This window comes from Acinetobacter sp. ANC_7553, assembly GCF_056779895.1.
In genome coordinates this window covers 219,963-232,460 of sequence record NZ_JBWYIV010000001.1, presented here as the reverse complement: position 1 = coordinate 232,460, position 12,498 = coordinate 219,963, and the positions used below count along the sequence as shown (strand labels likewise).

14 protein-coding genes are annotated in these 12,498 nt (G+C 37.2%); 9 read left to right on the top strand and 5 right to left on the bottom strand.

Features of this window, described 5'->3' with window-relative positions; translation table 11 throughout:
• The first annotated feature begins 35 nt into the window (after positions 1-35).
• The gene (locus tag AC1M9I_RS01140; RefSeq protein WP_481594613.1) at positions 36-968 is read left to right on the top strand and encodes an AraC family transcriptional regulator; all 933 of its coding nucleotides are present in this window, start codon (positions 36-38) and stop codon (positions 966-968) included.
• A 75-nt stretch (positions 969-1,043) separates the two neighbouring features.
• Here the strand turns inward: AC1M9I_RS01140 and AC1M9I_RS01135 are convergent, their stop codons facing one another.
• From AC1M9I_RS01135 to AC1M9I_RS01125, 3 genes are all read right to left on the bottom strand, one after another.
• Entirely contained in the window at positions 1,044-2,909 is a 1,866-nt protein-coding gene (locus tag AC1M9I_RS01135; protein WP_481589963.1) for a SurA N-terminal domain-containing protein, read from the bottom strand.
• A 128-nt stretch (positions 2,910-3,037) separates the two neighbouring features.
• Complete coding sequence (locus AC1M9I_RS01130) at positions 3,038-3,310, bottom strand: HU family DNA-binding protein (RefSeq protein ID WP_035263613.1); 273 nt, start codon at positions 3,308-3,310, stop codon at positions 3,038-3,040.
• 168 nt (positions 3,311-3,478) lie between these two features.
• A complete protein-coding gene (locus AC1M9I_RS01125; RefSeq protein WP_092766445.1) occupies positions 3,479-3,907 on the bottom strand; it encodes a phasin family protein in 429 nt (142 codons plus the stop codon).
• 233 nt (positions 3,908-4,140) lie between these two features.
• On the opposite strand from AC1M9I_RS01125, the gene AC1M9I_RS01120 reads away from it, so the two are divergent.
• The 8 genes from AC1M9I_RS01120 (at position 4,141) to fdx (ending at position 10,333) form a co-directional block, all read left to right on the top strand.
• Entirely contained in the window at positions 4,141-4,791 is a 651-nt protein-coding gene (locus AC1M9I_RS01120) for a hypothetical protein (protein ID WP_092766334.1), read from the top strand.
• Positions 4,792-4,930: 139 nt separating this feature from the next.
• The gene (locus tag AC1M9I_RS01115) at positions 4,931-5,404 is read left to right on the top strand and encodes an Rrf2 family transcriptional regulator (protein WP_035263618.1); all 474 of its coding nucleotides are present in this window, start codon (positions 4,931-4,933) and stop codon (positions 5,402-5,404) included.
• 1 nt (position 5,405) lies between these two features.
• On the top strand, positions 5,406-6,623 hold the full coding sequence (locus AC1M9I_RS01110) for an IscS subfamily cysteine desulfurase (RefSeq protein WP_035263620.1): 1,218 nt from the start codon (positions 5,406-5,408) through the stop codon (positions 6,621-6,623).
• A gap of 103 nt (positions 6,624-6,726) precedes the next feature.
• Positions 6,727-7,113 carry a Fe-S cluster assembly scaffold IscU gene (gene iscU, locus AC1M9I_RS01105; protein ID WP_035263622.1) on the top strand — a complete coding sequence of 129 codons (387 nt, stop codon included), beginning with the start codon at positions 6,727-6,729 and terminating at the stop codon, positions 7,111-7,113.
• A gap of 30 nt (positions 7,114-7,143) precedes the next feature.
• Complete coding sequence (iscA, locus tag AC1M9I_RS01100; protein ID WP_035263624.1) at positions 7,144-7,464, top strand: iron-sulfur cluster assembly protein IscA; 321 nt, start codon at positions 7,144-7,146, stop codon at positions 7,462-7,464.
• 101 nt (positions 7,465-7,565) lie between these two features.
• Positions 7,566-8,081: a Fe-S protein assembly co-chaperone HscB gene (gene hscB / locus AC1M9I_RS01095; RefSeq protein WP_481610541.1), complete on the top strand. Its 516-nt coding sequence runs from the start codon at positions 7,566-7,568 to the stop codon at positions 8,079-8,081.
• 37 nt (positions 8,082-8,118) lie between these two features.
• A complete protein-coding gene (gene hscA, locus AC1M9I_RS01090; protein WP_481594612.1) occupies positions 8,119-9,978 on the top strand; it encodes a Fe-S protein assembly chaperone HscA in 1,860 nt (619 codons plus the stop codon).
• Between the two features lie 16 nt (positions 9,979-9,994).
• Positions 9,995-10,333, top strand: a complete 339-nt coding sequence (gene fdx, locus AC1M9I_RS01085) for an ISC system 2Fe-2S type ferredoxin (protein WP_035263630.1) — start codon at positions 9,995-9,997, stop codon at positions 10,331-10,333.
• A gap of 64 nt (positions 10,334-10,397) precedes the next feature.
• On the opposite strand, the gene AC1M9I_RS01080 is transcribed toward fdx, so the two are convergent.
• Positions 10,398-11,840: an adenylate/guanylate cyclase domain-containing protein gene (locus tag AC1M9I_RS01080; RefSeq protein WP_481587494.1), complete on the bottom strand. Its 1,443-nt coding sequence runs from the start codon at positions 11,838-11,840 to the stop codon at positions 10,398-10,400.
• 52 nt (positions 11,841-11,892) lie between these two features.
• Positions 11,893-12,330, bottom strand: coding sequence for an HIT domain-containing protein (locus AC1M9I_RS01075; RefSeq protein WP_035263634.1), 438 nt, complete (start codon positions 12,328-12,330; stop codon positions 11,893-11,895).
• Positions 12,331-12,498 lie beyond the last annotated feature (168 nt).

Here is a 12,498-nt window from a genome sequence, read left to right as displayed (position 1 = left end):
AGCAATTGTAAGCGTATAGGGAATATACGAAAAACATGGATGCCCTCAGTCAAGTTTTTGAAGATATTCACCTCAAAAATACCGAATATCTCTACCTTCAAGCACAAGGTAAATGGGCTTTTGAGTTAAGTCATCAAACAGCCATGATTACCTATATTTTATTATACGGTGAAGCCTTTTTTAAATTTCAAAATGGCGAACAGCTACATTTAAAAGCTGGAGATATGGCAATTATTCCTTCTGGAATGTCACATCAAGCCTATAGCCATCAAGAACAAAGATTAGTCAACATTACTCAAATAGATCATTTATTTAAAGGTTTAAGAGATGATGAAATTATCCTCGGTGACGAAGATGATAAATCTGAGAAATCTCTCATCTTCAGTATACGATCTAATATGGACAGTATTATGGGTGGACCATTGATTCAAGCCTTACCCACTTATATCCATTTAAACAATGCACTGAATGCTAGAGAGCCGGAGTGGTTAAGGATCGGGCTTTATTTCGTGGCTGATGAAACCAAGATGAACCGACCTGGTCGCCATAAGATTATGGATCACGTGGTGAGTATTATGTTAATCGAATGCGTGAGAGATTACATTTCCACGCTAACGGACCAGAATAACTGGTTAATTGCTCTTACTCACCCAGAACTGAGCCCTGCATTTTCAGCGATTCACAGCCAACCAGAACGAAACTGGACTGTAGAATCATTGGCAGAAACTTGCTTTATGTCGCGTTCAAAATTCGCTCATTTATTTCAAAATATGGTGAATGAAACACCATTAGCATACTTACAGAAACACCGTTTAAGATTAGCCAGTCAACTTTTACGCTTGAGCCAGCTTTCAATCCAACAAATCGCGCACAAAGTTGGTTATTCATCAGAGACTGCATTTAGTCAAGCCTTCAAAAAACATTATCTATGCAGTCCAAGCCAGTATCGGAATACTTATTTGAATTAATCGAATTAAATAAATCATAGCAAAATAAAAAAAGCACCGAAGTGCTTTTTTTATGAAGATAGAATTACTGGTGAGTTACTTAATTTTTGCAACTGACTTTAAATACTCAGTGTAATCTTTAAGTAATTGTGTACCACGATAGTTTTGATAAAGCTGTGCAAGCTGCTGTTTTTCTTCAGCCGAAATCGAATCCATAGATGGTTTTTTTACCTCAGCCACACCGATAATTACCATTTCATTTGGTAATTGAGCTGTAGTCACAGACCACATTCCTGCTTTAGGTGCAGGCACACTAAATGCAGCACGTTCAATTTCTCGTTTAAGACCTTGAGAACGAGTAAACACACCTGCATTTACGAAAGATTGCTGATGCTTAGTTAAAACCTGCTGTGAAGGTAGTGTTTTAAAATCCTTTAACATTGCAGCAACTTTTGCTTGAGCAGCTTCATATGCCTTTTGATTCAACAGCTTTTCTTTAACCTTCGCTTTGGCTACTGATAAAGGTTGAACACCAGCTTCACGGTATTCACGAACTTTCAACCAAACTGTATCACCATTCGCCAATTGTATATTGCTGGTCGCATTACGATCACCATTTTTTACATCTTGACTAAAGATCTTAGCTTTTACAGCAGGATCCGCTAGGACTGTATTTTGAGTGGCAAGAGTTACATTATTCGCAGTAACCAATTTAGCCGATTTTAATTCCTGAGGGACTACATCTAAAGCATCGCTACTTACAACGAGCTCATTCAAACCATTTACTAGATCAGAATAAGCATTGGCATTTTTAGATTTTAATAAATCAGCTTCAAGACGTGCTTTTTCAGACTCAAAACTAGCAACATTCACTTGAGCAGCTTTAGCTTGAATAATATGTACACCAAAATCGGTTTTTACTGGCTTAGAAATCGTACCTTTTGAAGCTTGAACTGCATTATCAAAAGCATCACCGAATACACCGGCTTCATAACCATCAACTCGACCCGCATTATCTTTGGAACTAGAATCTTCAGAATACTGTTGAGCAGCCTCTGCAAAAGATAATCCTGATTGAATTTTTGCATAAACATCATTGGCTATTTTTTCAGCCTCAAGCGCAGTACGATTATCTGTTGTAATCAAAATATGTTGGACTTCAACTTTGGCATTTTTATTTTGTTGAGTTACATATTGATCATAAGCTTGTTTTAATTCTGCATCTGTAACAGTTGTTGTGGCATTTGCTACCATAGCAGGCGTTACCAATACATAATCAAGATCAACTGAGGCAGGTTGCTTAAACAGCACTTTATGTTTTTCATAATAAGCAGCGACTTCAGCATCAGTTATTTTTACAGACGTTTTGTAATCATCCAATTTTACAGATGACATAAATAACGTACGTTGCTCACCTTGTAGATTTGCGATTTGCTGAATATCACTTTGGCTTACCAAAGAATTATCACGAATGCTTGAAACTAACATTTGAAGCGCATGATCTTGTCTTAAATTTTGGATTAGACCCTGGCTCGTCATATTAATTGATCGAAGATAGTTTTCATAAGCTTGTTGTGAAAATTTACCATCAACCTGCAGACTTGGCTGTTGAGCAATCATTTGTTCAATCTGAGCATCACTTAAACTGATGCCTAACTTTTCAGCCTGCTGAACCAATAAAGCACGATCAATTAAACTATCTAGAGCCATTTGTTCAATATACGATTGATTCAGAAGTGATTCATCACCTTGAACCATTTGTAAGAATTGATCTTTATAATTCTTCGTTTGAACTTCTAGCTCTTTATTAGAAATTTCTAAATCATTAACGGTTTTAGCAATCCCATCTTTGTTTCCACCACCGAAATAGCCTTCAATACCGACCAATGCCAATGGTGTCAAAAATAATACTAGAAGGACTTTGCCGAGCCACCCTTTAATGAGTTTACGAAACGATTCCATAGGTATTCCAATATTTTATTTCAAAGCGATTCTAACTGATAATCCAAACCGAATATATCAGATGAAGCCATAAATTTTCTTTTTAATAAAAAACGCGCCAAGTCGGCGCGTTTTGGACTTAATAAGAATTAAGCTACAGAATCTTTTAAACCTTTACCAGCTTTAAAGCTAGGAACTTTGCTTGCTTTAATTTGTAATTCTTCGCCAGTTTTCGGGTTACGACCAGTGCGTGCAGCACGATCTTTAACGCTGAAAGTACCAAATCCTACTAAAGTAACAGAGTCACCTTTTTTCAGCGCTTCGCCAATAGAAGCAATAGTCGCGTCCAATGCCTTACCAGCATCAGTCTTAGACAATCCCCCTTTCTCTGCAATCGCATCAATCAATTCTGATTTATTCATGAAGATTACGTCCTCTTATATCGTTTGTTTAAAATCCAAGGCTTGTATTTTAAAAGGCCATGACGACTTTATAGCAATGCTTTGGGGGGAAACGCAATACTGCTCGACCTGTTTTGATCAAAATAAGCGACAAAAAATACCAAAATTACAGTTTTATCTCTAAATCCATCATTTTTTTTCGAGTTTGGCTCGTAAAGCTTGATTTTCAGCAATGAGCACATCTAATTTCTGGTGAATATCTAAAATCATATTCTCAAGATGTTGTACATCTTTAGTTGAGACGAGCCCAATACGATTAAGCGAAGTACTCACCCCATGATCTAAAAGTTTTTCCACCTTATCTTTTTTATCCGTAACAGACTCTTTAGTTTTTTCCGCAACTTTGTTTACTGTTTGATCTGTAAATTCAACCGTTTTTGATTCAAGCTCTTCACCAACTTTGACTAAAGAGTCAAACATTTTATTACCTTCTTCCTCTGCGCGAGAAAAAGCACCTAAACCAGCAAGCCAAATTTGTTTAGTATATTTACGAAAATCAAGTGTGGACTTGCGTTGATGCTTTGTTTTACGTGAGTTTGCAGGTTGTGAGTTGTCCATTAATTCCTGTTCTTTATTGTTATTTACATCTTGATCCACCGTTACACTCCTGTATATTTTAGCCTCTAAACTGACTATTCGTGCATAAAATACATTGATAATATCAAATATCGCTATTGAACCTTGTTCAAAACTGTTCTACAAAGCAATGATAAATGATGTAATCTTAGACTTAATTTAAGTTTGTGTTAATAGAACTTTTTAGATTTATTAAATTTGAATAGGATTTTTTTATGAGTGAATCGCAACAACAACAAGGTCATACCCGTTTGTTGCTTAACATTGTTATGTTAGTTTTAGAGACATTCTATTCTTTCGTCTTAAAACATGACCGTGTTGTTCGCCTTCAAGCAAAAAAATTTGTAGAACAACAAATTACAATTAAAATGAATAGCTATATCCCCTATTTTGACTTTTATATCCAATTTACGGATAAAGGCATCTTATTTGACCTTCAAGCGCCAGAAAAAGAACCTGACCTCAAGGTAAGTAGTACTTTAGTCGATATCATTCAAATTTTCGGGTTCGCAAACCGCAGAAGTTTGAAAAAAATGCGTATTGAAGGTGATCAAACCCTTAAAGACGAATTCAGAGATTTAGCATTGCATCTCTCAACACCGAAATTACTTTCAGATTGGAAAAACTGGTTAACAACAGCTTCTGAAGACCAAGATACAAAGGCTTCGAGAAAACGCATTGCACCATTACTTGAAAAAATTGACTTACAAAGATCTAAAATCAATACACTTCAAGTAGAGGTAAAACAATATAAAAATCGTATTCGTCGCATGCAATCCAACCAAAAACGTATCAACATTGCATTCGGGATAGTTTCGGTTCTATTCGTGGCTTTAATCGTGTATAATTTATTGAATATTTATTAAAATAATAAAGTTTTATCTGTTTGAATCCTCGCCATATTTAATTCCGATTAATTTAGTTGGTTTTTAGAAAAAATACTTGACTAAATTAGTCGGAATTCATAAAATTTCATCATCTAGCCTTTTACACGTGTATCGAATCATGCGCTTAACCACTCGCGGTCGCTACGCAGTGACTGCATTACTTGATCTAGCTTTGCAGCCGACTGAACAAACCATTACTTTGGCAGAAATTGCTACTCGCCAAACTATTTCTGTGGCTTATTTAGAACAACTATTTGCTAAATTAAAGCGTCATGGCTTGGTTTCGAGTGTACGTGGTGCTAATGGTGGATACCATTTAGCGCGTAATGCTTCTGATATTACGGTCTTAGAAATTATTGAAGCTGTAAACGAAACTGTTGATGCAACACGTTGTGACCACAAAGGTAACTGCCAAAATGGCGCAATGTGTCTAACTCACGATTTATGGCAAGAACTCTCCCTCCACATTGCCGATTACTTAGCTAAAATCTCTCTTGCTGATTTAGTTGCTCGCGATAACGTTCAAACTGTTGCGATCCGCCAGAATACAGCTCCATTAGATTCAGCCCTTTTATCGGTTACAGGTATTTGACATGAAACGTCCAATTTATCTTGATTATGCTGCAACGACTCCAGTCGACCCACAAGTTGCTGAGCGCATGATGGAATGCCTTACATTCGATGGGACTTTTGGTAACCCTGCATCACGTTCGCACGCATATGGTTGGCAAGCTGAAGAAAAAGTTGAATACGCTCGTGAGCAAGTTGCAAATCTTGTAAAAGCAGATCCACGCGAAATCGTTTGGACATCTGGCGCTACAGAATCTGACAACCTTGCACTAAAAGGTGTTGCACAGTTCTACGCTTCAAAAGGCAAACACATTATTACGAGTAAAATTGAACATAAAGCAATTTTAGATACTTGCCGTGAATTAGAACAAGAAGGCTTTGAAATTACCTATCTTGAACCAGAAGCTCAAACAGGTCTAATTACTCCTGAAATGGTTCAAGCTGCTTTACGTCCTGATACAATTCTTGTTTCATTAATGATGGTCAATAATGAAATTGGTACTGTGACTGATGTTGCCGCTATTGGTGAATTAACTCGTGCGAATAAGACATATTTCCACGTAGATGCCGCCCAAGCTGCTGGTAAAGTTGAAATCGATTTATCAACCATGAAAATTGATTTAATGAGTTTCTCTGCTCACAAAATTTATGGCCCTAAAGGTATCGGTGCACTTTACGTACGTCGTAGTCCACGTGTGCGTCTTAAAGCTCAAATGCATGGTGGTGGTCATGAGCGCGGTATGCGTTCTGGTACGCTTGCAACTCACCAAATCGTTGGTATGGGTGAAGCATTTGAACTTGCAGGTAAAAACCTAGTTGCTGAACAAACTCGCTTACGCACTCTACGTGACAAACTTTGGAATGGTCTACAAGATCTTGAACAAGTTTTCTTAAATGGTCATCCGACTCAAAACGTAGCAAACTACTTAAACGTAAGTTTTAACTTCGTTGAGGGTGAATCTTTAATGATGTCACTTAAAGACGCTGCTGTTTCATCTGGTTCAGCTTGTACTTCTGCAACATTAGAACCTTCTTATGTTCTTCGTGCATTAGGCTTATCTGATGAGTTAGCACACAGTTCAATTCGCTTCAGTTTTGGTAAATATACGACTGAAGAAGATATTGATCATGTGCTAGAAGTAACTAAAGCTGCTGTAGAAAAATTACGTGACCTTTCTCCACTTTGGGATATGTACAAAGAAGGGATTGATCTGTCGAAAGTTGAATGGACAGAACACTAATTTAAACCAAACACATGCATCTTATTAAGCTTAAATATTGAAATTTAATAAGATGCACCCATATTAAATATTATCAGCCGACCCTGAGGTTTGGAGACGCATCATGGCTTATAGCGAAAAAGTGATTGATCATTACGAAAATCCTCGTAATGTTGGTGTTTTAGATAAAAACGCAGAAAACGTAGGTACAGGTATGGTCGGTGCACCAGCTTGTGGTGACGTTATGCGTCTTCAAATCCAAGTGGATGAGAATGGTGTAATTGAAGAAGCTCGCTTCAAAACTTACGGATGTGGTTCTGCAATTGCTTCAAGTTCACTTGTAACTGAATGGCTAAAAGGTAAAACTTTAGACCAAGCACAGCAAATCAAGAATATTGATATTGCAAATGAACTTGCGCTTCCTCCTGTAAAAGTACACTGCTCTGTACTTGCAGAAGATGCAATTAAAGCTGCAGTAGAAGACTACCGTAGCAAAAAAGCGAAAGCTTAATTTAGCGCTTGATGATTGAATGGAGTTTTCATGATCAATTTAACTGAAAATGCTGCAACTCATATCAGCAATTATTTATTGAATCGCGGTAAGGGTGAAGGTATTCGCGTTGGTGTGAAAACTTCAGGTTGTTCTGGATTGGCTTATGTTCTCGAATTCGTTGATGAAGTTGATGAACATGATCAAGTCTTTGAACAGTTTGGGGTTAAAGTTTTCGTTGATCCGAAGAGCCTTGTTTATCTAGAAGGTATGGAAATGGACTATGTTAAAAATGGTCTAAACGAAGGTTTTGAATTCAACAACCCAAACAAAAAAGGTGAATGTGGTTGTGGTGAATCTTTCACTGTTTAAAATAATCATTCTCTTTTTACCTGATTAAAACAGTGCCCTGCACTGTTTTAATTCTATTCAGCGCCCATTTTTATTTCTCACTATTTTGGAATTCCAAATCCATGAATCATTTTGAGTTGTTTAATCTCCCTGTAGCACTCGATATTGATTTAGCAACTTTGAAAGCTAACTTTCTAAAATTGCAGCAACAATATCATCCAGATAAAGCTAAAAATAAAGACCAAGCCTTGATCAAATCTAGCGAAATCAATCAAGCTTATAAAGTTTTATCTCAAGTTGACAGCCGTGCTGGATATTTACTTACACTCAAAAAACAAGACTATCATTTAGATCAATCCATCAATGATTTCGAATTTTTACAATCTGCATTAGAAATTCGTGAACAGTTAGATGAAGCTCAAAGTTCTGAACAACTTTCATCTTTAAAAACTGAAGTGCAACAATGGATTGATGGTTTAGTTCGCGAATTCAAAATAGACTATGAAGCTGAAGATTGGGCTGAGTCTCGCGATACTGTTCGAAAATTACGTTTCTTCCAAAAAGTGATGAATGATATACATCAAGCTGAAGATCGTATTCTCGATGATGAAGATTTTGACTTAGATGACGAATTCTAATTTTATTTTTTTGTTTTATTTTCAAGGGATTTAACACATGGCACTCTTGCAAATTGCTGAACCTGGACAATCAAGTGCGCCACATGAACATCGCATTGCTATTGGTATTGATTTAGGTACGACCCACTCTCTTGTAGCAACTGTGCTTTCTGGCAAACCTAAAGTTCTAAATGATGAACAAGGTCAAGTGTTACTTCCTTCTATCGTACATTATGCTGAAAACTCTACTGTGCTCGGCAATGACGCAAAACCGTTTATAACTCGTGACCCACAGAATACTATTGTTTCTGTAAAACGTTTTATGGGACGCTCAAAAGCTGATATTAAATTTCAACACCCATATCAATTGGTGGGTGAAGACAATCAGATGCCTGCTTTTGAAACAGCGCAAGGTCGTAAAACACCTGTCGAAATTTCTGCTGAAATTCTAAAAAACCTAAAAGATCGCGCTGAAGCAGGTTTAAAGAATCCCATAAATGGTGCTGTCATTACAGTACCTGCCTATTTTGATGAGGCACAACGCCAAGCAACACGAGACGCTGCACAGCTCGCTGGTTTAAACGTACTGAGATTATTAAACGAACCTACAGCAGCAGCTGTAGCGTATGGTTTAGATCAAGCAACAAATTTAAGTACAGATCAAAACTATGTGATTTATGACTTAGGTGGTGGTACTTTCGACGTATCCATCCTACGTTTCTCACAGGGTGTATTTGAGGTACTCGCTACAGGTGGACACACTGCACTTGGAGGTGATGATTTAGATCGTCTTATCGTCAAGTGGGCTAAAAAATCGCTCAATATCGAGACCTTAGATGATAACGAGTATGCGCACTTCCTTGTTGCAGCACGTAAAGCGAAAGAAGCTTTATCGGACCAAGATCAAGTTAATCTTCAGCTTTTAGAAAACGAATTAACATTGGATCGTGCAATGTTTGAAAGCATCATTAAAGTTGCTCTAGATAAAACGATTTCAGTGTGCAAACGAGTATTACGTGATGCTAAATTGGAATTAGACGATATTAAAAATGTCGTTTTAGTTGGTGGCTCTACTCGCTCTTATGCGGTACAAAAAGCTGTAGCAGAAGTATTTAGTCAAGAACCCCTGTGTACCATTAATCCAGATGAAGTCGTTGCAATTGGTGCTGCAATTACTGCCAACCAATTAATTGGTAATAGCACCGATGGTTCTTTGCTACTTGATGTAACACCATTATCACTTGGTATTGAAACCATGGGGGGATTAGTAGAGCGATTAATTTCACGTAATACTGCAATTCCTGTCGCTCGTCGTCAAGAGTTCACCACGTATCAAGATGGTCAAACTGCGATGTTAATCCATGTTGTCCAAGGTGAGCGCGATTTAGTAGAACATTGCCGTAGTCTCGGACGTTTTGTTTTACGCGGCATTCCACCGATGACTGCTGGTCAAGCACGCATTGAAGTGACTTATCAAGTCGATGCTGACGGTCTCTTATCGGTATCTGCTCGTGAAACAACATCTAACGTCTCAGCTCAGATTGATATTAAACCATCGTATGGTTTATCTGATACTGATATGGAGCGCCTACTGGTTGATGGTTTTAAATTTGCAGCAGAAGATAAAGCCCTTCGTCATTTACATGAAACTAGAGTTGAAGCTCAACGAGAACTTGAAGCTCTTTCTCAAGCGCTTAAAGCTGATATTAAACTCTTGACTGAACAGGAAGCTCAGGATTTAATTTCTGCACAAACTCATTTGGCTCAACAACTTGAAACTTCTGATATTGAAGCAATTGAAGCTGCTGTTGCTGCGTTAAAAGTTCATAGTGATGCATTTGCTGCAAAACGAATGAATCAACATATTGATCATGCTCTCAAAGGCACTAAGCTTGACGATTGGTCAAACTCAAACTAAACATAGGTAAAAATTTATGCCACGTATTAAAGTTCTTCCACATGCGCAAATTTGCCCTGAAGGTGCTGAGTTTGAAGTTGAGCAAAATGCCAATCTTTGCGAAAGCCTTCTAAAAAATGGTATTAAAATTGAACATGCTTGTGATATGTCTGCAGCTTGTACGACCTGCCATGTCATTGTTCGTAAAGGTTTTGACGGCCTTGAAGAAATGAATGATGTAGAAGCAGATTTACTCGATCGTGCTTGGGGTCTAGAGCCAGATTCACGTCTTTCTTGCCAAGTAAAAATTGAAAATGATGATTTAGAAGTTGAAATTCCGAAGTACACGATTAACCATGCTTCTGAAAATCATTAATCATTTGTAAAACCATAAAAAAAGGTCACTTAAGTGACCTTTTTATTTGTGTAGATATAAGATCCTAATTTAGATATTTTACTTCATCGGACAGTTTTAATTTCACAATACCAGAAGAGTTGGTTAAATCCTGCTGAAGTTTAATACGTTCAATCATTTTTTCTAAAACTGCGATTAATTCAGCATATTCGTAATTTTGTACTTCTTCCATATTCAGCACCAGCTGAAACCCTTTGTACTCATAATCAAACCAATGTTGATGGGTTTGCTTGGTGCTATATTTTTCCATGACCTGCCAACTCTTAATCGAACCATGAATCCCTTTCAGTTCTACAGGTTCCTGAGGTGCACAAAGATAATAGTTTTTAACTAACTTATAAGTCTCATCCGAGATTAAAATTTCATCAATTTCTGCAGCATTTTGAAGTCTTGCAGCTAAATTCGCATCCCGCCCAACAATGGTATATGCCATTCGATGAACTGCACCATAGTTACCAACGTGACAATAACCAGTACTAATGCCCATACGTATATGCAGTGCTGAGTATCCCATTTTCACCCAGCGTTCACGCAAAAATTTCATTTGTTGACGCATTGCCATCGCCATATCGATGCAATTTTTGGCATCTTGTTCAACCCCTTGCGAATCTGGATCTCCAAAAAAAATGAGAATCGCGTCTCCCATAAACTTGTCAATTGTTCCACCATATTGCTTAGCAATTTCAGTCATATGGCTCAGATAGTCATTCAAAACAAAAGCTAAGTCATCTGGAATAAGAGTCTCTGAAAGCTCAGTAAATCCCTGAATGTCAGAGAAAAAAATCGTAATTTTTTTTCGTTTATATTCAAGTTTCGCTTCAGTTTCACCACGCATGATAGATTGCCACAATTGAATTGGTGCATAGCGGCTTAACTGATTCGATAACTCAATATATCGATTCATTTCTTTAAAATAAGTTTGACGTTGAACATCTAATTTTTTTACACGTCGATTCTGATAATAATTAGCAAAATTCACAAAAAGAATCGCACATATACACGAGACTACGGACAATTCGATTGAAGTTTGCTGGAAATAGTCTTCAAAACCAAAAATAAAAATTGTACAAATATAAAAAACAATGATCGCAACTAAAATTGCAATCGAACTCACCATCATCGAAATTTTATTATTAACGGCGGTATACACTAATCCAAACAGGAAAACAAATGTAGGCAACAAACTTAAATGCACTGCTGCTAAGGCGGTAGCTACAACAACAACATCAATAATAAAGAACGCAAAACGTCTGGTTTTACTACCATAACGATATTGGATACTGTGTGAAATTCGGGGCGCTAATAGAATCAGCAAGAAAATAAATAGAGGGTATAAAATCTGATAATTTTGGTTTTGTGAAGTGAAATAATAGATCACAACAAGAATCGCGATCATCACATACCCCATCATCCTGAGGAGTACTTCAAATTGCTGTGGCTCTTTATCCAGCATTCGTTCAAATGGCAATTGCTATTACCTCAATTCACATTATTTTTATTCTTCCCTGAAATTGACGTATTTACTCCATACGCCAATCGAAAGGCATGTCACCTTGACCACGAAGCGCGAGCATGAGCGTTTGACGCATATGCGCTAAAACATCATTACTGTAAGGAACTGCAGGTGAAGCACCCCAAACAGGCTTAGGCCATGCAGAATCATTCTGATAACGAACTACATGATGAAAATGAAGTTGAGGAACCATATTTCCTAGTGCTGCAACGTTCATTTTATCCGCACGGAAAACTCGAGATAATTGACTAGATAACCAGCTAGATTCTCTTAAAAATTGTTCTTGGTCTGCTTGGCTTAATTCATATAATTCAGTTACACCTGGAACACGCGGTACCAAAATCAACCATGGAAATTGCATGTCATTCATTAAACGACAAGTTGAAAGTGGAAAGTCGCCAACAAAAAAAGTATCTTGAGCAAGTTGTGGATGCAAACTAAACATATATTTATAAATGACGCAAAAATTAAATGGATAGCTAATACTAACACAACAGTTTTAGACTGAGTATTATTAGTCATGTGTTTCGATACAAAAAAATATGTATTTCATTGATTTGAATCTCACTCATTCATTGCAATGCATCGCTAAAAAATCAACCTATAAGGTTGA

Coding starts and splice junctions, on each gene's coding strand:
- AC1M9I_RS01140 (WP_481594613.1), top strand. CDS start 36: ATGGATGCCCTCAGTCAAGTTTTTGAAGATATTCACCTCAAAAATACC.
- AC1M9I_RS01135 (WP_481589963.1), bottom strand. CDS start 2,909: ATGGAATCGTTTCGTAAACTCATTAAAGGGTGGCTCGGCAAAGTCCTT.
- AC1M9I_RS01130 (WP_035263613.1), bottom strand. CDS start 3,310: ATGAATAAATCAGAATTGATTGATGCGATTGCAGAGAAAGGGGGATTG.
- AC1M9I_RS01125 (WP_092766445.1), bottom strand. CDS start 3,907: ATGGACAACTCACAACCTGCAAACTCACGTAAAACAAAGCATCAACGC.
- AC1M9I_RS01120 (WP_092766334.1), top strand. CDS start 4,141: ATGAGTGAATCGCAACAACAACAAGGTCATACCCGTTTGTTGCTTAAC.
- AC1M9I_RS01115 (WP_035263618.1), top strand. CDS start 4,931: ATGCGCTTAACCACTCGCGGTCGCTACGCAGTGACTGCATTACTTGAT.
- AC1M9I_RS01110 (WP_035263620.1), top strand. CDS start 5,406: ATGAAACGTCCAATTTATCTTGATTATGCTGCAACGACTCCAGTCGAC.
- iscU (WP_035263622.1), top strand. CDS start 6,727: ATGGCTTATAGCGAAAAAGTGATTGATCATTACGAAAATCCTCGTAAT.
- iscA (WP_035263624.1), top strand. CDS start 7,144: ATGATCAATTTAACTGAAAATGCTGCAACTCATATCAGCAATTATTTA.
- hscB (WP_481610541.1), top strand. CDS start 7,566: ATGAATCATTTTGAGTTGTTTAATCTCCCTGTAGCACTCGATATTGAT.
- hscA (WP_481594612.1), top strand. CDS start 8,119: ATGGCACTCTTGCAAATTGCTGAACCTGGACAATCAAGTGCGCCACAT.
- fdx (WP_035263630.1), top strand. CDS start 9,995: ATGCCACGTATTAAAGTTCTTCCACATGCGCAAATTTGCCCTGAAGGT.
- AC1M9I_RS01075 (WP_035263634.1), bottom strand. CDS start 12,330: ATGTTTAGTTTGCATCCACAACTTGCTCAAGATACTTTTTTTGTTGGC.